19 protein-coding genes are annotated in these 21,352 nt (G+C 31.0%); 9 read left to right on the top strand and 10 right to left on the bottom strand.

The window, feature by feature from the left end; genetic code table 11:
• Positions 1 to 2 precede the first annotated feature (2 nt).
• Positions 3 to 1,208 carry a multidrug effflux MFS transporter gene (locus tag ABD939_RS14115; RefSeq protein ID WP_345169975.1) on the bottom strand — a complete coding sequence of 402 codons (1,206 nt, stop codon included), beginning with the start codon at positions 1,206 to 1,208 and terminating at the stop codon, positions 3 to 5.
• Between the two features lie 97 nt (positions 1,209 to 1,305).
• Between ABD939_RS14115 and ABD939_RS14110 the strand changes: the two genes are divergently transcribed.
• The 4 genes from ABD939_RS14110 (at position 1,306) to ABD939_RS14095 (ending at position 5,470) form a co-directional block, all read left to right on the top strand.
• Positions 1,306 to 1,890, top strand: a complete 585-nt coding sequence (locus ABD939_RS14110; protein ID WP_345169974.1) for a Crp/Fnr family transcriptional regulator — start codon at positions 1,306 to 1,308, stop codon at positions 1,888 to 1,890.
• A 108-nt stretch (positions 1,891 to 1,998) separates the two neighbouring features.
• The gene (locus ABD939_RS14105) at positions 1,999 to 2,577 is read left to right on the top strand and encodes a YceI family protein (RefSeq protein WP_345169973.1); all 579 of its coding nucleotides are present in this window, start codon (positions 1,999 to 2,001) and stop codon (positions 2,575 to 2,577) included.
• Between the two features lie 133 nt (positions 2,578 to 2,710).
• A complete protein-coding gene (locus ABD939_RS14100) occupies positions 2,711 to 3,799 on the top strand; it encodes an amidohydrolase family protein (RefSeq protein WP_345169972.1) in 1,089 nt (362 codons plus the stop codon).
• 156 nt (positions 3,800 to 3,955) lie between these two features.
• A complete protein-coding gene (locus ABD939_RS14095) occupies positions 3,956 to 5,470 on the top strand; it encodes a helix-turn-helix transcriptional regulator (protein ID WP_345169970.1) in 1,515 nt (504 codons plus the stop codon).
• 270 nt (positions 5,471 to 5,740) lie between these two features.
• On the opposite strand, the gene ABD939_RS14090 is transcribed toward ABD939_RS14095, so the two are convergent.
• From ABD939_RS14090 to ABD939_RS14065, 6 genes are all read right to left on the bottom strand, one after another.
• Positions 5,741 to 7,282: an acyl-CoA carboxylase subunit beta gene (locus ABD939_RS14090; RefSeq protein ID WP_345169969.1), complete on the bottom strand. Its 1,542-nt coding sequence runs from the start codon at positions 7,280 to 7,282 to the stop codon at positions 5,741 to 5,743.
• Between the two features lie 6 nt (positions 7,283 to 7,288).
• Positions 7,289 to 8,728 carry an acetyl-CoA carboxylase biotin carboxylase subunit gene (locus ABD939_RS14085; protein WP_345169968.1) on the bottom strand — a complete coding sequence of 480 codons (1,440 nt, stop codon included), beginning with the start codon at positions 8,726 to 8,728 and terminating at the stop codon, positions 7,289 to 7,291.
• A 3-nt stretch (positions 8,729 to 8,731) separates the two neighbouring features.
• On the bottom strand, positions 8,732 to 9,217 hold the full coding sequence (locus tag ABD939_RS14080) for an acyl-CoA carboxylase biotin carboxyl carrier protein subunit (protein ID WP_345169967.1): 486 nt from the start codon (positions 9,215 to 9,217) through the stop codon (positions 8,732 to 8,734).
• Between the two features lie 168 nt (positions 9,218 to 9,385).
• Complete coding sequence (locus tag ABD939_RS14075) at positions 9,386 to 9,940, bottom strand: NUDIX hydrolase (protein ID WP_345169965.1); 555 nt, start codon at positions 9,938 to 9,940, stop codon at positions 9,386 to 9,388.
• Between the two features lie 10 nt (positions 9,941 to 9,950).
• Positions 9,951 to 11,108: an aminotransferase class V-fold PLP-dependent enzyme gene (locus ABD939_RS14070; protein WP_345169963.1), complete on the bottom strand. Its 1,158-nt coding sequence runs from the start codon at positions 11,106 to 11,108 to the stop codon at positions 9,951 to 9,953.
• Positions 11,109 to 11,114: 6 nt separating this feature from the next.
• Complete coding sequence (locus ABD939_RS14065) at positions 11,115 to 12,203, bottom strand: M42 family metallopeptidase (RefSeq protein ID WP_345169962.1); 1,089 nt, start codon at positions 12,201 to 12,203, stop codon at positions 11,115 to 11,117.
• Between the two features lie 170 nt (positions 12,204 to 12,373).
• Here ABD939_RS14065 and ABD939_RS14060 point away from each other — a divergent pair, with 170 nt between their 5' ends.
• From ABD939_RS14060 to ABD939_RS14040, 5 genes are all read left to right on the top strand, one after another.
• The gene (locus ABD939_RS14060) at positions 12,374 to 13,261 is read left to right on the top strand and encodes an ABC transporter ATP-binding protein (RefSeq protein WP_345169960.1); all 888 of its coding nucleotides are present in this window, start codon (positions 12,374 to 12,376) and stop codon (positions 13,259 to 13,261) included.
• A gap of 23 nt (positions 13,262 to 13,284) precedes the next feature.
• On the top strand, positions 13,285 to 16,929 hold the full coding sequence (locus tag ABD939_RS14055) for an ABC transporter permease/M1 family aminopeptidase (RefSeq protein ID WP_345169958.1): 3,645 nt from the start codon (positions 13,285 to 13,287) through the stop codon (positions 16,927 to 16,929).
• 163 nt (positions 16,930 to 17,092) lie between these two features.
• The gene (locus ABD939_RS14050; protein WP_345169956.1) at positions 17,093 to 17,779 is read left to right on the top strand and encodes a DUF4294 domain-containing protein; all 687 of its coding nucleotides are present in this window, start codon (positions 17,093 to 17,095) and stop codon (positions 17,777 to 17,779) included.
• Positions 17,780 to 17,781: 2 nt separating this feature from the next.
• The gene (trhA, locus tag ABD939_RS14045; RefSeq protein WP_345169955.1) at positions 17,782 to 18,408 is read left to right on the top strand and encodes a PAQR family membrane homeostasis protein TrhA; all 627 of its coding nucleotides are present in this window, start codon (positions 17,782 to 17,784) and stop codon (positions 18,406 to 18,408) included.
• A complete protein-coding gene (locus ABD939_RS14040; RefSeq protein WP_345169953.1) occupies positions 18,405 to 18,902 on the top strand; it encodes a GNAT family N-acetyltransferase in 498 nt (165 codons plus the stop codon). Before trhA ends, ABD939_RS14040 begins: the two co-directional genes overlap by 4 nt.
• A gap of 155 nt (positions 18,903 to 19,057) precedes the next feature.
• Here ABD939_RS14040 and ABD939_RS14035 read toward each other — a convergent pair whose 3' ends face one another.
• The 3 genes from ABD939_RS14035 to ABD939_RS14025 form a co-directional block, all read right to left on the bottom strand.
• Positions 19,058 to 20,050, bottom strand: a complete 993-nt coding sequence (locus tag ABD939_RS14035; protein WP_345169952.1) for a serine hydrolase domain-containing protein — start codon at positions 20,048 to 20,050, stop codon at positions 19,058 to 19,060.
• 173 nt (positions 20,051 to 20,223) lie between these two features.
• The gene (locus ABD939_RS14030; RefSeq protein ID WP_345169951.1) at positions 20,224 to 20,652 is read right to left on the bottom strand and encodes a DUF4268 domain-containing protein; all 429 of its coding nucleotides are present in this window, start codon (positions 20,650 to 20,652) and stop codon (positions 20,224 to 20,226) included.
• Between the two features lie 8 nt (positions 20,653 to 20,660).
• A complete protein-coding gene (locus tag ABD939_RS14025; RefSeq protein ID WP_345169949.1) occupies positions 20,661 to 21,335 on the bottom strand; it encodes a ZIP family metal transporter in 675 nt (224 codons plus the stop codon).
• Positions 21,336 to 21,352 lie beyond the last annotated feature (17 nt).

The raw sequence follows: 21,352 nt of genomic DNA, 5'->3' as shown, positions 1-21,352 counted from the left end.
GATTATGCGCTAGCAACAATAGTTTTTTTCCTCATTAAAATAAAAACTAAAAGCGATAATATTCCAAAAATAGAGAAACCAATAAAAAGTGGTAGCACAGACGTATTAACAAATTCGCCAATATAATTCGCAATAGGTACTGCCATAACTGTAGATATAAAGCCATTAATCGCGGCGCCTATTCCTGCAATATGCCCTAGAGGTTCCATAGCTAAAGCACGTAAATTTCCAAATAGAAAACCAACAGCAAAAAACTGCAATGCAAAAAAACTAAGTAACACAAAAATACTTGGATTGTTACCGCCCCAAAACAACAATACATACAAAACGGAGACAATTACATATGCAATACATGCTGTGTAAGCTATTTTGTGCATTCCATATCTAATAACTAATCTGCTATTTAAATAAGTAGCAACACCTACCGAAATTGCTAAACTTGCAAATATATATGGAAATAGCTCTGCAAGATTATATTGTACTTGAAATATTTGTTGCGAAGTGCTTAAATACACCATAAAAGAGCCCGTAATAAAACCAGAAACAAAGGTGAATGCTACGGCTTGTTTATGCTTAAAAAACTCTTTTGTTCCATCTATAAATAAATGTGATGAAAATTTAATTCGATTTTTAACAAGTAAGGTTTCAGGTTGCCTTTTCCAGAACCAAATCATAATTGAAACACCAAAAATTAAGTTGAAATAGAAAATAGATTTCCAATCAAAAAAACTTAAAATGAGCTGTCCTAAAGTTGGAGCAATTACTGGTACTAAAATAAAGAACATAACAACTATCGAAATTATTTTTGCCATGTAATTTCCACTGTAAGAATCGCGTATCATTGACAAAGCAATACTTCTTGGTGATGATAAACCAACACCTTGTAGTATTCTGCCTATAATCATAATCTCAAAACTTTTAGTTGTAACACAAATTATACTGGCTATTATAAAAACAATAAAGCCTATGTAAACCATGGGTTTTCTCCCAAAGCTATCAGATAATGGACCGAATAATAGTTGACCAAACCCTAAACCAAGAAAAATCATGGTTATAAGTAATTGGTTATTAACAGGATTTGTAACACCAAGTGTTGAACTTATTTCTGGCAATGCAGGTAACAAAGCATCAATAGATAATGCGACAATAGACATTAAAGATGCCATTAAAGCAACAAATTCTAATTTAAATTCTTGGGGTTTTTCCATACCATAAAAGTAGTTGAATTAAAATCAATAAAAAGATTCAAGTCATTTATTAATACAATAATATTATCACTAAATTTGATATGTAAATTTCATGATTATGAACATACAACCACTTTTAAATTACATAAGTAGTTATGTGAGTTTAACACCAGAGGAGGAGGCTTTCTTAATTTCGAAAGTAAGCTATAGAAAATATTTAAAAGGGCAATATATTGTTCAACAAGGTGATGTTTGTAAATATGAATGTTTTGTAATTTCTGGTTGTACTAAAACATTTCATGTTGACGATCATGGACAAGAACATATTGTTATGTTTTCTATAGAAAATTGGTGGACATCAGATATGGGGAGTTTTATAACACAAACACCAGCAGATTATAATATACAATGTATTGATAATACAGAATTAATTATGTTTTCATATGATATAATTGAAGAGTTGTATTCTGAAATTCCAAAACTAGAGCGCTTTTTTAGACAAATTATAGAACGTGCTTTAGTGGCTTCACAAAGACGAATTGTTAGAAGTTTTAGTCTTTCTGCAAAAGATAGATATCTCTACTTCCGAAATCAATACCCAAAAATAGAGCAACTTATTCCTCAATATATGGTGGCTTCCTATTTGGGAATTACAAAAGAGTTTTTAAGTAAAATAAAAAGTCAAATATTAACTGAGAAGTAATATTAAAATACATTAACTGTATTTAATAAACTACATTATCTTTTTTTACGATATAGTTACGCAATTTTGTATGGTAATATTTTAACAAATAAATAAAACCATAAAAAAATGAAAAAAATAATTAAAAAATTAGCGATTTTAACTTTAGTATCAGTGTTTACAGTTTCTTTTACATCAATAGAAAAAGAGAAAAAAGAAATTAAAACAGATAAAAGTGAAGTAGTGTGGAAAGGCTATAAAGTTACTGGTTCTCATGAAGGTACAATAGATATTAAGTCTGGCTCATTAGTATTTGAGAGAGATAAATTAACTGGCGGTGAGTTTGTAATAGATATGACAACCATTAGTAGTACCGATTTAGAAGGTGAATACAAAGGTAAATTAGATGGACATTTAAAATCTGATGATTTCTTTGGTGTTGTAAATCATCCAACTGCTAAATTAGTTTTTAAAAGTGTAACGGTATCTGGTAAAAATGCTTATGATGTTGTTGGAGACTTAACTATAAAAAATAAAACGAACCCAGTAAATTTTAAAATATCAATTTACGGAAACAAAGCTACAGCATCATTAAAGGTTGATAGAACTAAATATGATGTACGTTATGGCTCTTCAAGTTTTTTTGACGGATTAAAAGACAAAGCAATTTATGATGAATTCGATTTAATTTCAGATTTGGAATTTTAGTAAATGTGATTATTAATAGCAAAAAGCGTTCTTTTCAGGACGCTTTTTTTAAGCTTTGTTAAACGCTTCATAAAATCTTACTGTTTTATAAATAAATATTTAATTTAGAGATTAAATAAATAAACTTCTTTTCATGCTTTTAAAAAGACTATTAGTACTTATTTTTTCTTCATTTTTTGTATCAACAATTTCAGCTCAAGATATTTCGTTTGAAGAATACAATCCCACATCTACACTAGTTGTGCCAGGTAAAATTATAAAACGAGCCAAGTACCCGTTTATAGATGTTCATGGACACCAATATAGAATGGCAACTCAAGATTTATCTCCAGTAATAGCCGCTATGGATACACTTAATTTAGCTCTAATGGTTAATTTAAGTGGTCGTTCTGGAGAGAATTTAAAACAGTCTGTTAAAAATATAGCAGACCATTATCCAAATCGTTTTGTTGTTTTTGCGAATATCGATTTTAATGGTGCAGGAGGAAAGGGTTGGATTGATAAAACTGTGAGTCAATTAAAAGACGATGTTAAAAATGGCGCTCGTGGTTTAAAAGTATACAAAAGCTTGGGGATGTATAATAAGGATGTTGATGGAAATAGATTAGCAATTGATGATGAGCGATTAGATTTAATATGGAAAACTTGTGGAGATTTAGGTATTCCAGTATTAATACATGCTGCAGATCCAAAATCGTTTTGGGATGATTTTGATTCAGATAACGAACGTTGGCTTGAACTTAAAACGCACCCAAGAAGAAAACGTGGTGCAGATAATCCAGCGCCGTGGGAACAAATTATTGGTGAGCAACATAATATGTTTAAAAAACATCCAAAAACAACATTTATTAATGCACACATGGGTTGGTATGCTAACAATCTGGGAAGATTAGGTGAGTTGTTAGACGAGATGCCGAATATGAATGTTGGTATTGGTGCAATAATTGCTGAGTTAGGACGTCAACCTCGTTTTGCAAAAGCATTTTTTATTAAGTATCAAGATCGTATTTTGTTTGGAAAAGATAGTTGGAAACCTGAAGAATTCCCAACATATTTTAGAGTTTTAGAAAGCGATGATGAGTACTTTCCATATCATAAAAAATATCATGCCTTTTGGCCAATGTATGGTCTAGATTTACCAGATGAGGTTCTTAAAAAGGTATACTACAAAAACGCATTACGTATTGTTCCAGGTTTAGATAAAACGTTATTTCCTAATTAAATAAGTGTGTTATAAATTAAGGTAATTGATTAAGAATAATGAAGTTGCCATAAAAAATGATATTTTAGCATTATATTTTAAACAAATAATGCTAGGTTGGTTATAGCTATTCGTTTTTTTAATTTTAAAATAAGCATTTTATTTATTCTTTTGTTATTGATTAAAACCTCAGGTTTTAGTCAAAACAAGAGTCAATACACTCGTTTTGTAGATTCTGCAGATGCGCATATTGATACTTCTTCTAAAAAAGCTCAACTTTTTTTAGACTCTATTCCTAATCCCATTGAAGAAAATATTGAAGGTAGTTTAGCAGATTATTATTCAATAAAGGCACTCTTATATGAAGATTCTAACGAATATACTAAAATGCATCAAAGCTTTATTTTGGCAAATAAATATGCTGATATTGAGGATAACTGTATTGTTGGTGGGCAGGTAAATTTGGAATTATTCTCTAATGTATATTTCGTAAAAGGAGATTCTACAGCTTATAAATATTTAGAAACAGCAAAGCGGTATTTTGAGACTTGTGATTACGACTATGGTCTTTTAGAGGTTAAGCAAATGCTTTGTTATGTAGAGTTTGTTGATGAGAATTATAAGGTTTGTAATGATATGATATTGAAAGATTTACAAGCCTATAAAGATGCTAAAGATGAGGCGTACTTTTACCTTTTTGCTAATTTCATGTTAGTTAGTAATTATATTGAGTTAGATGATATGGAGAGGGCTAATATATATTTAAAAGAGTTTGAATCTTTAGAAAACAATTCATCAATTTCTAAGTATAATTATTTGTCGTTTGAAGCAGAAATTAATTTAAACAAGGCTTATAAATATTACTATGATAAAGAATTAGATTCTACTTATTTATATTTGAGAAAAGTTTCAAAGAGTTCTGAATATTTATCAGAAGATGTTGTAAGAAGCAGTTATAATCTATATTCTGATTATTACAAATCAAGCGGCGATGTAAATACATCGCAGAAATATATTGATTCTTTATTAGTTTTTGAAAATAAAATATTGAATAACAATATAAATGCTAGTATAGATATAAATGAGTCACTATATAATGCAGAACTTAAACTTAAAGCTAACAATAAAAAAGATGCGATTAATCAAATTTTGATTTTGTCACTAGTTGGGATATCAATTCTTTTAAGTATGTTATACCTTTATTATTACAGAAAAAATAAGTTTAAGTTAGATGATGTATCTAATGAAGTAAATAAATTAACATATTTAAAATCTAATAACGATAAACTGACTGTTAAACTTCAAGGGTTAGAGGAGTATATCAATAACTTAAAACAAGAAGTAAAAGAAATTTCAAAACTAGATGGTAATTGTTTAAGAGAAAGAATAAGGGAGTTTTACGCAAATCTTCATCATAATTCAACTACAATTTTGGATAAAACTGATAACCATTTAGAATTAGTAAATGATTTAAATGCTGATTTTTTTAAAGAGTTGAATGAAAAGTACCCACAATTAAACGACTCAGAAATAATTATATGTTACTACCTATTTATAGGTTTTAAGAATAAGGAAATAGCTGTGTTTTTAAATTCATCAGTTAGAGCAATTGAGAGTAAACGCTATAGAATAACTAAAAAAATGAATCTTGAAAAAATCACTTTATCTGATTACCTTAACGAGGCTTTCTAAATTTTTAACAATATTAATTTTTCACTAATATTTATGCTTTGCGTACCGATTGCGTAGTCGATTTTTAAACAGATATTGATTTGTTTTATGATATTTGCTCAGCTATTAATCATACACATACCTCTCATGATTAACTTATAGCTTGTTATCTAAGGGTTGGAAAAATGATAACAAGTTTAGTTATGGTTTGGAATTTTAGTCTACTATATTTTTATAGTTTCTGAAATTACAAGTTAAAAAAAAGGAGTCTTTTTAGACTCCTTTTTTGATTTATAAAGGTATGTTTCCGTGTTTTCGTTTTGGTCTAGAAACTTTTTTTGCCTCAAGCATCGAAAATCCTTTTAATAACTTTCTTCTTGTATTTTGTGGTAAAATAACTTCATCAATAAATCCCCGACGAGCAGCGCGATATGGGTTGGCAAATTTTTCTGAATATTCAGCTTCTTTTTCAGCTAGTTTTTCAGCTGGATTATCTGAGGCTGCAATTTCTCTTCTAAATATTATTTCGCTTGCTCCTTTAGCACCCATAACAGCAATTTCCGCGCCTGGCCATGCATAGTTTAAGTCGGCTCCAATGTGTTTAGAATTCATTACATCATAAGCTCCCCCGTAAGCTTTTCTGGTAATAACAGTAATCTTTGGTACTGTTGCTTCACTTAAAGCATATAGTAATTTTGCTCCATGAACTATAATGCCATTCCATTCTTGGTCAGTTCCAGGTAAGAAACCAGGAACATCTACTAAGACTAATAAAGGGATATTAAAACAGTCACAAAAGCGTGTAAATCTTGCAGCTTTTTTTGAACTATTTACATCTAAAACACCTGCTAAAAACATGGGCTGATTTGCTACCACACCAATACTTCTTCCACCTAAACGGGCAAAACCAACAATAATATTTTCAGCGTAATCTTTATGAATCTCATAAAAAGAGTTTTCATCAATAATTCCTGAAATAACCTCATGCATATCATAAGGTTTATTTGGGTTATCTGGAACTATATTTGATAATGTATCTCTAATTTCGTCTTTAGGCTCGAAATTTAATTTCTCTGTGATTTCTTTATTATTTTGAGGTAAATAACTCAAAAGTTTTTTTAAATCCTCTAAACATTCAATATCATTTGCAGATGTTTTATGAGCTACTCCAGATTTTGATGCATGTGTGAGTGCACCTCCTAATTCTTCACTTGTTACTTCTTCATTTGTTACTGTTTTAACTACGTTAGGTCCAGTAACGAACATATAACTCGTATTTTCCACCATCATAGTAAAATCAGTTATGGCAGGGGAGTAAACTGCACCACCGGCGCAAGGGCCCATAATGGCTGAAATTTGAGGGATAACACCAGAGGCTTGAACATTTCTGTGAAAAATATCGGCATAACCCCCTAATGATTTCACTCCTTCTTGAATACGAGCTCCACCAGAATCATTTAAGCCAATAATAGGCGCTCCTACTTTTACAGCCATGTCCATAATTTTACAAATTTTTTCGGCATGTGTTTCAGATAAAGCACCCCCAAAAACCGTAAAATCTTGTGCATACACGTATACTAATCTTTTGTTTATTGTACCGTAACCAGTAATAACACCATCTCCAAAATAGATTTCTTTTTCCATACCAAAATCGGTAGTTCTATGGGTAACTAAAAGACCAATCTCTTCAAATGAACTTTCATCCATAAGATAGTTTATACGTTCTCTTGCTGTTAGTTTTTTCTTTGCGTGTTGCTTCTCTATACGCTTTTGTCCACCTCCCAAATGAGCCAAGGCTATACGTTCGTTTAATTTATCTAATTTATCACTCATAGTATTCTAGTTTGGTAAACGTAACTTTTTTTGATCTTCAATGTATTGTTTCACAGCAATTAGTGCAGCAATTTTAGCTTCGTTATTTGTTGCTTCTTTTAATGCTTCTGGGGAATAATAATCTTTAACAAAATGGGTATCAAAATTCCCTGAGCGAAATGCGTCATGTTCGCAAACGTACTTTCCAAACGCTAATGTGGTTTCAACCCCTTTAACATGATAATTTTCAATAGCTTTTATCATGAGTTGTATGGCTTCTTCTCTGGTTTTTGCATAAGTTATTAATTTAGAAAGCATAGGATCGTAATAAATAGGAATATCCATGCCTTCTTCAAAACCATTATCTACTCGAATATTTTTGCCTTCAGGTATTTTATAAACTTCTAAATTGCCAACACTTGGGAGAAAATCATTTAAAGGGTCTTCTGCATAAACCCTAAGTTCTAGAGCATGACCATTAATTTTTAAATCCTGTTGTTGTATTTGAAGTTTTTCTCCTCGAGCAACTTTTATCTGCAGTTCAACTAGGTCCACACCAGAAATAAGTTCAGAAACGGGATGTTCAACTTGTAAACGGGTATTCATTTCTAAGAAGTAAAAATTATGATCGGCATCTAAGAGAAACTCTACGGTACCGGCTCCCAAATAATCACATGATTTAGCAACTTTTATGGCTGCTTCACCCATTTCAGCTCTTAATTTTTCAGAGAGTACAGATGAAGGTGCTTCTTCTACTACTTTTTGATGGCGACGTTGTATACTACATTCTCGTTCAAAAAAATGTAGAATATTACCATGACTATCTGCCATAACTTGGATTTCTATATGTCTTGGTGATTTTACATATTTTTCAATAAAAACGGAACCGTCACCAAATGCAGAAGTGGCTTCGCTAATAGCTCTACTCATTTGCGATTCTAAATCTTTTTCTTTATCAACTATTCGCATCCCTTTTCCACCACCACCTGCAGAAGCTTTTATAAGAATAGGAAAACCTATGTCTCTAGCTATTTTTTTTGCTTTTTCTACATCGGTAATAGCTTCATCAATACCGGGAACCATTGGGATATTGTATTTTTTTACCGCATCTTTTGCAGCTAACTTACTGCCCATTATTTTTATGGCATTAGAACGCGGACCTATAAAAATGATATCGTTTTCCTCACATAATTCGGCAAAAGAAGCATTTTCACTTAAAAATCCGTAACCAGGATGTATACCATCTGCGTGTAATTGTTTTGCAACTTCAATAATTTTATCGCCTCTTAAATAAGATTGATTTGAAGGAGGTGCACCAATACAAACGGCTTCATCTGCAAACTTTACATGCGGTGCATTTCTATCTGATTCCGAGAAAACTGCAACCGTTTTTATACCCATTTTTTGAGCTGTTTTCATGACTCTAATAGCAATTTCTCCTCGATTAGCAACTAGTATTTTTTTCATAATCTATTCGAATTCTATTAGTAATTGATTCTTTTCTACGGCATCACTTTGATTTACTGAAATAGATTTAATAATACCATCTCTAGGAGATGTAATTACATTTTCCATTTTCATAGCCTCTAAAATTAGTAAGTTGTCATTCTCCTTAACTTCATCACCTACTTCCACATTAATTTCTAAAATTAAACCAGGCATGGGTGCTTTTATTGAATTGATATGTTTTGTAGCCCCAATAGTAAATCCCATTTCCTTTATTAGCAAGTCTAAATTACTAGAAATATAGACGTTATATATATTACTATTAATCTTTACTTGATATGTTTTACTATCAAAATCTGACTCAATAACTTGTGCTTTATAGGATTTATTTTGTTTCAGAATATGAAATTTTGACTCTGATATTTGCAAAGCATCTAGCTTTGAAATATCATCTGTTTTAATATCAAAATCGAAAATATTATTAACTTTAGTTTTATAAATATGCCCCATGTTTATATTAGGTTTAGTTATTAGTAAATATAAGAATTAAATGAGCGGATTCTATTTCAAAAAATAGAAATTAAAGAATTTTGAGTTGTATAAAATTACATCTGTTTAAACTCTCTTTTTTTTACAAATTATTATATTAAAAAAAATTAGTAGCAACTTGAAATTAATTTATTTTAAATGTGATTTTATGTTTTGTAAAATAAACTGATAATAAGATTTGTTTGAAGGCACAAAATGATTACCGTTGTTTTTTATGTTATTAATAAGGCTCTCAAATTTTTGTAAAGACACTAACTTTAGTGCTTCAACCTCTTCTGGTTGTGGTGTTAATTGAGATATGGGTACTTGAAGTTTTACTATGAATGTGTTATGAAATTCATTGTCTTTTATACCGCTCTTATAGCTTTGAAAACACTTGAAAACACCAATTTTATGTAAGTCATTTTCCGATATTGACAAACCTATTTCTTCTTTTGTTTCTCTTATTGCTGCATGTTCAACTGTCTCTCCAGCATCAATATGACCTGCTACGGAGACGTCCCATATTAGCGGACAAATTAATTTATTTGCAGAACGTTGAGATAGCAAAACTTCACCGTTTGAAGTGTAAAACCAAATATGCGCCGTATGATGGTAATATCCTTTTTCGTGAATAACTGATTTCAATTCAGATTCTCCTGTAAGTTTACCATCCTTGTTTGCAATATCAATATACTCATCCATAATAAATTAATTATAAGTGTGCTGCTATTGATGAAATTAAAGGTTTAAAATCGTTTTTAGTATTGTATAGGTGAGAAGAAATTCTGATGTAATTACCTCTGAAGGAAACAAAAATATTTTTATCAATTAAATCTTTTTTTAAAGTATCAATATTTAGTTTTTCGGGTAATTTAATTCCAAATAAATGATGTGTTCTAAACTTATCGTCTTCAATTATACAGCCTAGATTTATTAACTCTTTAACGGCTTCTGAGGAGATATGTTTACAGTAATCTTGAATTGCTTTCGGAGTCCATTCTATAACCTGTTTTAGAGCTTCAATTTGCATTTTTACATAAATAAAATTTCCACTCTCTCCAACCGAATACCGATTAGCTAACGGTTTGTACTTTGGCTGGTATTTTGTTAATTTGGTAAGGTCTTCGCTATTTAGGCGGTTTGCCCAATTTTCTTCAATAGGATTTCCATTATCAAAGTATTCACCAAAATAAGCGTAAGCACAACCATAAGGTCCGAAGAGCCATTTATATCCAGCACAAATAAGTGCATCTGGTTTAATGTCTTTTATTGAAAAAGGAAGAGCTCCAATTGATTGCGAACCATCTATAATTAAAAGTGCATTGTGTTCTTTCGCTTTTTTACTAATTCCTTTCAAATTGAAAAGACTGCCATTAGACCAATGTATATTTCCCATGGCGATAACAGCAGTGTTTTTATTGATATGTTTTAGAATTGATTCATTCCAATGTTCTGTACGATTAGATGCATCATCTGTAGCTTTAATTACTTTTAATGAAGCATTGTACTTTTCAGTCAGTTTTTTCCATGAATAAAAATTACTAGGGAATTGCTCTGCTAAAATTAAAATTTCATCATTTTCTTTTAAAACTATATTATTTGTAACAGTTGCAAAACCATATGATACCGAAGGAATTGTAGCAATTCTATTATAATCATCTGCATCAATAAGTTTAGAAAATAGTTTTTTTAGCTCAATCACTGGTTCAAAAAAATCAGAACTCTGAAGCTTGTAAGGATGCTTTTTTTCATATAAACCTTGTAAACCTGCTTCATAAACTTTCTTAAAAGCAGGAGATTGGCTTGCTATATTTAAATAGGCAACATCTTCAGGAATTTCGAATAAGTGTTTCTGATTTTTTAACGTCATTAATTATTATTTGAAATAGCTAAATGTCTCACCATCTTTTATATTCAATAGTGATTCGTAAATTAATTTAATAACATTTTCTACATCATCTTTATGCACCATTTCTACCGTAGTATGCATGTAACGCAGTGGTAATGAAATTAAGGCAGAAGCTACACCACCATTGCTGTAAGCAAAAGCATCTGTGTCGGTTCCTGTGGCACGTGATAATGCAGAACGTTGGAAGGGTATTTTTTTATCTTCGGCAGTTTCTGTAATTAAATCTCTAAGTTTTTGTTGAACAGCAGGAGCATAAGCTACCACAGGACCTAAACCAATTTCTAGGTGACCTTCTTTTTTGCGTTCAATCATTGGGGTGGTGGTATCGTGTGTAACATCAGTTACGATAGCTACATTTGGCTTAATAGTTTGTGTTATCATTTCGGCACCTCGCAAACCAATTTCTTCTTGTACAGAATTTGTTATATATAAGCCAAAAGGTAATTCCTTTTTATTCTCTTTTAATAGTCTCGCTACCTCGGCAATCATGAAACCACCCATACGATTATCTAAAGCACGACAAACAAATTTGTCACCATTTAGTATATGAAATTTATCTGGGTAAGTAATTACGCATCCTACATGAATACCCATTTTTTCTACTTCAGATTTGTCTTTTGCACCAACATCTATGGTAATATTATCTGGTTTTGGTGGTTCTTCCTTAGCTCTGTTACGCGTATGTATAGCCGGCCATCCAAAAACACCTTTTACTATGCCGTTTTTAGAATGGATATTTACAATTTTACTAGGCGCTATTTGATGGTCGCTACCACCATTTCTAATGACATAAATCAATCCATTGTCTGAAATATAATTTACATACCAAGAAATTTCATCAGCATGTCCTTCAATAACAACTTTGTATTTTGCATCCGGATTTATTACACCAACAGCAGTACCGTAAGTATCGGTAATAAATTCGTCAACATAGGGTTTTAAATAATCCATCCATAGTTTTTGACCATTCCATTCATAGCCTGTTGGAGCTGCATTATTTAGATATTTTTCAAGAAAGTCCATCGACTTTTTATTGAGGATACTTTTTTTAGCCATAAGAGTTTTAGTTATTTTAAGCCATTAAAAATATTGACTTCATTTTTTTACTGTATTTTGTAAAAATAAAAGGAATTATTTAGTTTTTACTCGTGAATAAAAATAATTTGTAACAAATTACAATCTTTTTATACTTATCAGAAATATAAAATAATCTAAAATAGAATCAAATGAAATTAACCATCAAAGATTTGACTAAAACGTATAAAAATGGTGTGAAAGCCATTGATAATTTAAACTTAGAAATTGGAACAGGCATGTTTGGTTTACTAGGGCCTAATGGCGCTGGAAAATCTTCTTTGATGAGAACTATAGCTACGCTTCAGAGTCCAGATTCTGGCTCAATTGAGTTTGGAGATATCAATGTTCTAGATGATAAAATGGCGTTACGTAAAGTTTTAGGTTATTTACCACAATCGTTTGGTGTATATCCTAAAATGTCTGCAGAAAAATTGTTAGATTATTTTGCAACTTTAAAAGGGGTGAAATTAAAATCTGATAGAGCTGCTTTAGTAAAAGAAGTTTTAGAAATCACTAATCTATACGATGTTAGAAAAAAACATGTGGCAGGTTATTCAGGAGGAATGAAACAACGTTTTGGGATTGCTCAACTACTATTAAACAACCCCAAGTTAATTATTGTTGATGAGCCTACAGCAGGTTTAGATCCTGCAGAGCGTCATCGTTTTTTAAATGTTTTAAGAGAAGTTGGTACAAATTGTACGGTTATTTTTTCAACACATATTGTTGATGATGTTAAAGAACTTTGTAATGAAATGGCTATTTTAAATGGCGGACGTATTTTACAGCATACTACGCCAACAGAGGCTACTTCTGAAATTGAAGGACAAATTTGGACGAAAATTATTGAGCGTGATGATTTAGAAACCAATGAAGCTTCTTACAATGTATTATCATCAAACTACAATCAGGATAATACTCTAAACATAAGAGTTCACGCTTTAGAAAAACCCGCTGACGATTTTATATCGGCAAGTCCACAATTAGACGATGTGTATTTTATTGCTTTAAAGCAAGACGAACCAACTCTTGCATAATTTAATTAACTAAAATAACGCATATGTTTTCTACAATATTTAATTATGAATTAAAGTACTGGTTAAGAAAACCAGCATTTTATATATACATGGCTATTTTCTTTTTTCTAGCCTTGTTTTTTTCTGCAAGTTCAGCAGGTATTTTTGATAGTGTTACGGTAACAACGGGATCTTCCTCTATTGTTAATTCACCATTTGGTATTAATGGTTTATTTAATGCCATGACCATTTTTTTACTTTTTTTATTTCCTTCAATAATAGGGGTTTCTATACACAGAGATTATAAGAGTGAAATGCATACTATTTTGTATTCCTATCCTTTTACAAAAGCCAATTATTTATTTGCTAAATTTTTAAGTTCAATTCTAATAGTTACTATAATTATTGTAGTGGTTGGAATTGCCCTGTTTATTGGTTTTAGAATGCCTGGAACAAATTCTGAGATAGTAACAGCTTTTGATTTTAAATCTTATTACAGCGCCTATTTCATTTATATTTTGCCTAATATTTTATTATTTGGAGCTATTGTTTTTGCTGTAGTCACATTTACAAGAAATATAGCCGCGGGGTTTATTACGGTTATTCTATTGCTGTTTGTACAAGGCTTAATGGAAAGTTTATTATCTGATCCTGAAAATAGATTTTTAGCAGCCATGGTAGATCCTTTTGGCGCTTCGGCTACAAATTATTACACCCGATATTGGACAGTTTCAGAACAAAATGAATTGCATTTACCAATAAAGGAAGTTATACTTTATAACCGTTTATTGTGGTTAGGAATAGCAGCTTTAGTATTTGGTTTGGTATATAAGTTTTTTGCCTTTAGCCAAAATGCGATATCTATTAGTTTTAATAAGAATAAAGGCGAACGAGCAACAAAAAGTAATTTTGGAGGCATAACAAGAATTAATTTACCTAAAGTTGGCTTTGATTATTCATTTGTTCAGAATTTAAAAACTACATGGAAATTATCGAATATCGATTTTAAGTATATTATTAAAAGCTGGCCTTTTTTAAGTATTGTTTTAGTTGGGTTAATTATAATTTTAATTGCACTATCAGAAGTTGGTAATTTATTCGGTACACCCACACTTCCAGTTACCTGGAAAATGCTAAATGGCGGTAGTTCCTTTACTATAGCAATAAATATCTGTACATTTTTATACGCAGGTATGTTAGTACATCGTGGCAAAATTGCGAATATGAATCATTTAGTTGATGTAACTCCAACACCAAATTGGACGCTTTTCATGTCTAAATTTATAGCACTCATAAAAATGCAATTAATTTTATTGGCTGTTATAATGGTTTCAGGAATTTTGTTTCAAATGTATAATGGTTATTACGATTTTGAAATCGGTCATTACATCCAAGAATTATATGGTTTAAGACTTATTAACTATGCTATTTGGGCATTTTTAGCCTTGTTTGTTCAAACATTATTCCGCAATCCTTATCTTGGTTTGTTTGTTTTACTTGTTTTATCCGTTGGTATTCCTTTGTTAAGGTTTGCAGGTTTAGAACAATCTATTTTTAAATACAACGAAGGTCCTGGGTTTCAATATTCAGACATGAATGGCTACGGAAATTCATTTACAAGATACTTTGCATATAAAATTTACTGGTTATTTGCTGGGTTAATGTTACTCGTATTTACAGCTTTGTTTTGGGTTCGTGGTTTACCACACTCATTTAAAGAGCGTCTTTCAATTGCAAAATCGCGTTTTAAAGGTATTACTATTGTTGGGTTTGCAATGTTTTTAATATGTTTTTTGTCATTAGGCTTTAAAATATATCATGTAAACAATATTGAAAACAAAAGAACATCGTCTAAAGAGCGAGAGATTAAAAACGTAGAATGGGAGAAGACATATAAAAAGTATGAAAATAATGCACAGCCTAGGATTGTGGCCGTAAAAGCGCATATGAATATTTTTCCTAAAGAAAGAAATTTTGATGCCAAAGGAAACTATTTAATGGTAAATAAAACCGAAGTTGTAATAGACTCTATTTTACTAAACCATAATAATTATCCGTCTACCTTTAAGTTTAATAAAGAGGTCGATTTGGTATTAGAGGATACCATCTATAATTTTGATATTTATAAGCTAAAAACACCTTTAAAACCAGGAGATAGTTTAGAGTTAGACATCACTGTAAATAATAAAGAAAATACATGGTTAAGAAATAATTCGCCAGTAATCGAAAATGGAACCTTTATAAATAATTTTGCCATTTTCCCATCTTTAGGTTACAGTGGAGCCGGTGAACTTTCTGATAATAAAACCAGAAAAAAGTATGGTTTGCCACCAAACGATTTAAAACCACATCCATCTGATTCTACAGCTTTAGGAAATCATTATATAAATAAAGATTCTGATTGGGTTGATTTTGAAGCGACAGTGAGTACCTCTGAAGACCAAATAGCCATTGCACCAGGGTATTTACAAAAGGAATGGAATGAAAACGGACGACGTTATTTCCATTATAAAATGGATAGTAAAATCTTGAATTTCTATGCCTTTAATTCGGCAAAGTACGAAGTAGTAAAAGATAAATGGAACGATGTTAATCTAGAAATTTACTACCATAAAGGGCATGAATATAATTTAGATAGAATGATGGCCGGTATGAAAGCATCTTTAGATTATAACTCTAAAAACTTTAGCCCGTATCAACATAAACAAGCAAGAATTATTGAGTTTCCAAGAACTCGTGGAAGTTTTGCACAATCTTTTCCTAACACCATTCCGTTTTCAGAAGCTGTAGGTTTTATAGCCGATGTTGATGATACTGATAAAGGTGGTGTAGATTACCCATTCGCAATAACCGTTCACGAAGTTGCGCACCAATGGTGGGCGCATCAAGTTATTGGAGCTGATGTTTTAGGTGCAACAATGTTGTCTGAAAGTTTATCAGAATACGTGTCGCTTAAAGTATTAGAACATCAACAAGGCAAAGGGAAAATGCGCAAGTTTTTAAAGAAAGCTTTGGATGATTATCTAACCCGAAGAACATTCGAGCAAAAGCGTGAGAAACCCTTAATGTACAATGATGGGCAAGGGTATATTCGTTATCAAAAAGGCTCTTTAGTATTTTATGCATTAAGCGATTATATAGGCGAAGATGTTTTAAACGGCGCCTTAAAAAAGTATGTTGAAAAAGTACAATTTCAATATCCGCCTTATACCACATCAATTGATATGGTTAACCATATTAGAGAAGTAACTCCAGACTCTTTGCAGTACACTATTAAAGATATGTTTGAGACTATTACCGTTTACGAAAATAGAATTAAGGATGTTACGTCAACCGAATTAGAAAATGGCAAATACCAATTAGACATAGAGTTTGAAGTTAGTAAATATAGAAATGATGAAAAAGGGAAAAAAGTTTACAACGATAGTATAACTTATAAAACAGAAGATATGCGAAAGCCTATTATATCTGTTCCTTTGGCTGATTATATAGATGTTGGTGTTTTTGCAGAAGATGAAAGTGAAGATGGTGAAAAAACAGAAGTTGAGCTTTATTTAAAGAAGCACAAAATAACAGAGATTAATAATAAGGTAACCATTATAGTTGATAAATTACCAGTTGAAGTAGGTGTTGATCCTTACAATAAATTAATAGACACCAATTCAAATGATAATAGAAGACGTTTGTAACACGTTATTTATATAAATTAAAGCCCACAACCAGTTTTTTTGATTGTGGGCTTTTTTATTAATTTTAATTATTACTTATTTATATAATATTAATCACATTTTAATGTTTATCAGAGTAAATTAGTAATTTTGAAAAAGAAAAGTAAAAGTCCCAAATAGTATAATGAAGCGTCTAAAATACATATTCATTTTTTTTCCATTTTTGCTGTTAGCTCAAGTAAATACACCTGAGCAAGATACCACAAGCATAGAATATCTTATCATCAAAGGCGACTCAATTCCCAGAACAAGCATCGATTTAGATGAAGTTATGCTTTTACACAAACTCAAGTTTGATAGTAAAGAGGACCGTATTCGCTACTTAATACTACGCAGAAAAACCATTAAGGTTTACCCATACGCTAAAATGGCTGCCGATAGGTTAGACTCTTTAAATACGCGTTTAGCACAATTAACTAAAAAACGAGATAGAAAACGATACACAAAAAAAATTCAAAAGTATATTGAGGGCGAGTTTTCAGATGAATTAAAAAAAATGACCAGAACCGAGGGTCAAATTTTAGTAAAACTTATACATAGGCAAACAGGAAGAACAACCTTTGATTTAGTTAAGGAATTACGCAGCGGATGGCGAGCCTTTTGGTATAATACCACAGCGAGTATGTTCGATATTTCATTAAAAAAAGAGTTCGATCCTGAAAACGAGAAAGAAGATTATTTAATTGAAGATATTTTGCAGCGTAACTTTCAAAGCGGACGGTTAGTAAGTCAGAAATCTGCCATACCATTTGATTTTTATTATTTAACCAACAAGTGGTTAAATAATGAGACAGAAGAAACTCCAGAATAGAAATGCGTATTCAAACACCCTTTGAAGAAAAATTAAATGCTTTTACACATGGTATCGGGGCATTATTTGGAATAGCTGCTTTGATATTGTTAATTGTTTTTGATACTAATAAAACAAATTGGAGTTTATTTAGTGTTATTGTTTATGGTATTTCCATAATCATTTTATTTACGGCATCTACGTTATACCATTCGGTTACATGTGAGCAGAAAAAGCACTATTTCAGAATTGTAGACCACATTAGTATTTACTTTCTTATTGCAGGAACGTACACACCTGTTTTACTTATTTCATTGGAACAAAGCTTGGGGTGGACACTCTTTTGGGTAGTTTTGGGAATAGCAGCTTTTGGTGTTGTTTTAAAATTATTTTTTACAGGAAAGTTTGAAACTTTTTCAACCTTACTCTATTTAGTCATGGGTTGGTTGATTGTTTTTGATTTTTCAAATTTATCTGAAATTATAGGTAGTGAGGGGATATTACTATTATTTGCAGGCGGATTATTTTATACCGTTGGAATTGTTTTTTACGCCATTCAAAAAATCCCGTTTAATCATGTTATTTGGCACGTATTTGTATTGGCGGGCGCCATATGTCATTTTTTTATGGTATTTTTTCATGTGATATGATAAACATAAAAGCGTCAAATACCATAACAGATTTTGAGGTTGTTGAAAAGTTAGCCGATATTATTTGGCGAGAGCATTATATTCCTATTGTTGGGAAACCACAAATAGATTATATGCTAGATAAATATCAATCTGTTAAAGCAATGCAGGAGCAAACCCAAACGGGTTATGAATATTACACTGTTTTTTATGATGAATTACCTGTTGGTTATTTGTGCATTAAGCCAGAAAAGGATAATTTATTTTTAAGTAAAATATATATTTTAACAGCTTACAGAGGAAAAGGCATAGGTAAAACCATGATGCAATTTGTATCAGATAAGGCTAAAAAATATCATGTAAACAAGATAAGATTAACTGTAAATAAGTACAATACAAACTCTATTAAAGCATACGATAAAATGGGTTTTAAAAATGTAGGCCCTTTAGTTGCAGATATTGGTAGCGGTTTTGTTATGGATGATTACGAGATGGTAAAATTAGTTAGAAACTAGATGTTTTTTCGACTTGCGCTTATCGGTGAGTATAAGCGTAGTGCAGGATTTCAAGGCACTTCACTATCAATTCTCTACACCGTTTGTTAATAGCTAATTTATTCATATTCAGTACTTCGTCCGAATTACGTTTATATATTGTTAGGTTTCGTTTATTAATTTGGCATGGATTCTATTATCAAGTCAAGGATTTTATTGTGAAATCCTTTTTCTGCACGTCGTCCTAATCGAACAACAACAACATTTGTACTTGGAAATACATATACATTTCGGTTTCCAGCTCCAACCATAATGATCATATCATCAGGACAATCACTATGATATTTTAATTCAGTATTTAACCAAAATAAGTATCCATACTTTTTATTCATCTCCTGTGACGGTTGAAAAGCTTCTTTCAGGTAATCTTTATTCTTTATGATGTTTTCACCATCCCAGTATCCATTATTAAGTATTAATAACCCCAGTCTTCCTAAATCTCTCAGATTAGCTTTGTAACCATGTGGATTATCATAATTACCTTGACGTTTTATCCATTTGCTATCTTTAATACCAATTGGTTTTGTCAACCATTCTTGTGTCAAAACTTTAATATCTTTAGCTGTTATTGTTTCCAGAATAGTTATTAATCTGCTGTATGCTGTTGTATTATAAGACCATTTCTCTCCTGGTAAATATTTGAAATTCAAACTCTCGTCCAAACCACTAGACATACTTAACAAGTGTTTCACTAAAATTTTATTTTCATTCTTCAAATCAGAATTGGACCATCCTGATTTAATATACTTATTAACTGATGAATTAATATCAAGTATTCGTTGTGAGATAGCTATTCCACATAACAATGATATCACACTCTTTTGAATTGAAGCTACATCTTCAAAATGTAAATCTTTTTTTTCAATCCAATATTCTTCAACTAATATTTTTCCATTTGCAAGAATTAATAATCCACTGGAATTTTGATTTTCCGCATAGCCTATTAATTCTTTCAGTGCAAATGCATTCCAATTTGATTCTTGCTGTTTTGCTTTTTCCCAATTACCATTATTCGATGGTAAATATATTTCAGGATCTTGTTTTTGAGAAAATGCAGTCGTTGATATAGCAATAAACAATATCAGCTGTAAAGTTTTAATGAAATTCATTATTAATATTTTTATATGTATAGAGTTAGTTAATTGGTCGAATCTAATGAAACCTAACGACTTGATATGAAATCGTTTTAATGTTTTAAATCTGATGATAAGCGAAGTTCGAATTTTCTTAGTAGAAAAGCAATACGCACTTCTACTTACTTTATTTAGTTTATGCGCTTCGTTTAAGAATCAATAACATCTTTGTACTCCTCAAAAAAAGCTTCAAACAGTATCATTTTTTCATTAAAAAACTCCATAACATCGCGCCAAGAGTTTTTGTTATGTATGGATACTTTTTGCTCTAAAGGCACGTATATTCTAGAAATTTCTTTGTCGTTGTCAAGAAAGTACTCTTCATCATAAATAGCTTCGGGTAAATAATCATCAAGTAATATAGCTTTTAAAGCTAAAAGTTTTTCCCAATATTTTATGCGGTGTTCTAAATCGTCTTCTAAGTCTAGAGCTACAAGTGCTTTTTTAGTATCAAAATGAAATTTAAAACTTAAGTCTTTAAGCTTAGTGTTGTATAAAATCCATTTTCTTGGAAACGATTTCCCAAAACTTGTCCAAAATTCTTGTCGTAATATGCGCGATTCTTCTTTTGAAAACATTTAGAGAACTAAATAAAATAAGCAATACCAACACCTAAAATTATAGCAACAAATTTGCTAAGGTTAAATTTATGTCCTTCGCCACTTTCAAATAAAATAGTAGTAGAAATATGGAAAAAGATACCAATAACAATAGCATTAATACTGTGCGCTAAATTAACACTAAGGTTTGCAGTGTTTGAAATTAAGGTTCCAAAAGGCGTCATAGCAGCAAAAACCACTAAAAAAGCAATAATTTGTGCTTTACTAAATTTAGATTGGAATAAAAACATGCTAATTAACGTAGCAATAGGTATTTTATGAATTAAAACGCCATAAACCATATCGTTATGCTCGTGTATAGGAAAGCCCTCTAAAAAGCTATGAATGCATAAACTAATAAACAACAACCAAGGAAAATTCGCTTCATTTTTATGAATATGAACATGCCCGTGTTCTGCCCCTTTAGAGAATAACTCTAAAACAATTTGCAACAGAATACCACACATTATAAAAAGTCCTGTTAGTTTGGTATCTAAATGATTATAAACCTCAGGAAGTAATTCAAAAAGTGTTAATGCCAATAAAAAAGCACCACTAAAAGAGAGTAGGAGCTTGGTATTCCAAGTTTTCTTGTTTTTAGAAATTGTTGCTATAACAACACCTAAAATTACAGCTATTATGGGTAATAAAAACTTATTCATTTATAAACAATTACCCA

Source organism: Algibacter aquimarinus (assembly GCF_039543265.1).
Lineage (GTDB): Bacteria > Bacteroidota > Bacteroidia > Flavobacteriales > Flavobacteriaceae > Algibacter_B > Algibacter_B aquimarinus.
Note: the sequence above shows the minus strand (reverse complement) of the source record. Positions and strands in the feature narration are given on the sequence as shown.

Bases quoted from the DNA above. Each gene is read 5' to 3' on its own strand.
- ABD939_RS14115 (WP_345169975.1), bottom strand. From the start codon at position 1,208: ATGGAAAAACCCCAAGAATTTAAATTAGAATTTGTTGCTTTAATGGCA.
- ABD939_RS14110 (WP_345169974.1), top strand. From the start codon at position 1,306: ATGAACATACAACCACTTTTAAATTACATAAGTAGTTATGTGAGTTTA.
- ABD939_RS14105 (WP_345169973.1), top strand. From the start codon at position 1,999: ATGAAAAAAATAATTAAAAAATTAGCGATTTTAACTTTAGTATCAGTG.
- ABD939_RS14100 (WP_345169972.1), top strand. From the start codon at position 2,711: ATGCTTTTAAAAAGACTATTAGTACTTATTTTTTCTTCATTTTTTGTA.
- ABD939_RS14090 (WP_345169969.1), bottom strand. From the start codon at position 7,282: ATGAGTGATAAATTAGATAAATTAAACGAACGTATAGCCTTGGCTCAT.
- ABD939_RS14085 (WP_345169968.1), bottom strand. From the start codon at position 8,728: ATGAAAAAAATACTAGTTGCTAATCGAGGAGAAATTGCTATTAGAGTC.
- ABD939_RS14080 (WP_345169967.1), bottom strand. From the start codon at position 9,217: ATGGGGCATATTTATAAAACTAAAGTTAATAATATTTTCGATTTTGAT.
- ABD939_RS14075 (WP_345169965.1), bottom strand. From the start codon at position 9,940: ATGGATGAGTATATTGATATTGCAAACAAGGATGGTAAACTTACAGGA.
- ABD939_RS14070 (WP_345169963.1), bottom strand. From the start codon at position 11,108: ATGACGTTAAAAAATCAGAAACACTTATTCGAAATTCCTGAAGATGTT.
- ABD939_RS14065 (WP_345169962.1), bottom strand. From the start codon at position 12,203: ATGGCTAAAAAAAGTATCCTCAATAAAAAGTCGATGGACTTTCTTGAA.
- ABD939_RS14060 (WP_345169960.1), top strand. From the start codon at position 12,374: ATGAAATTAACCATCAAAGATTTGACTAAAACGTATAAAAATGGTGTG.
- ABD939_RS14055 (WP_345169958.1), top strand. From the start codon at position 13,285: ATGTTTTCTACAATATTTAATTATGAATTAAAGTACTGGTTAAGAAAA.
- ABD939_RS14050 (WP_345169956.1), top strand. From the start codon at position 17,093: ATGAAGCGTCTAAAATACATATTCATTTTTTTTCCATTTTTGCTGTTA.
- trhA (WP_345169955.1), top strand. From the start codon at position 17,782: ATGCGTATTCAAACACCCTTTGAAGAAAAATTAAATGCTTTTACACAT.
- ABD939_RS14040 (WP_345169953.1), top strand. From the start codon at position 18,405: ATGATAAACATAAAAGCGTCAAATACCATAACAGATTTTGAGGTTGTT.
- ABD939_RS14035 (WP_345169952.1), bottom strand. From the start codon at position 20,050: ATGAATTTCATTAAAACTTTACAGCTGATATTGTTTATTGCTATATCA.
- ABD939_RS14030 (WP_345169951.1), bottom strand. From the start codon at position 20,652: ATGTTTTCAAAAGAAGAATCGCGCATATTACGACAAGAATTTTGGACA.
- ABD939_RS14025 (WP_345169949.1), bottom strand. From the start codon at position 21,335: ATGAATAAGTTTTTATTACCCATAATAGCTGTAATTTTAGGTGTTGTT.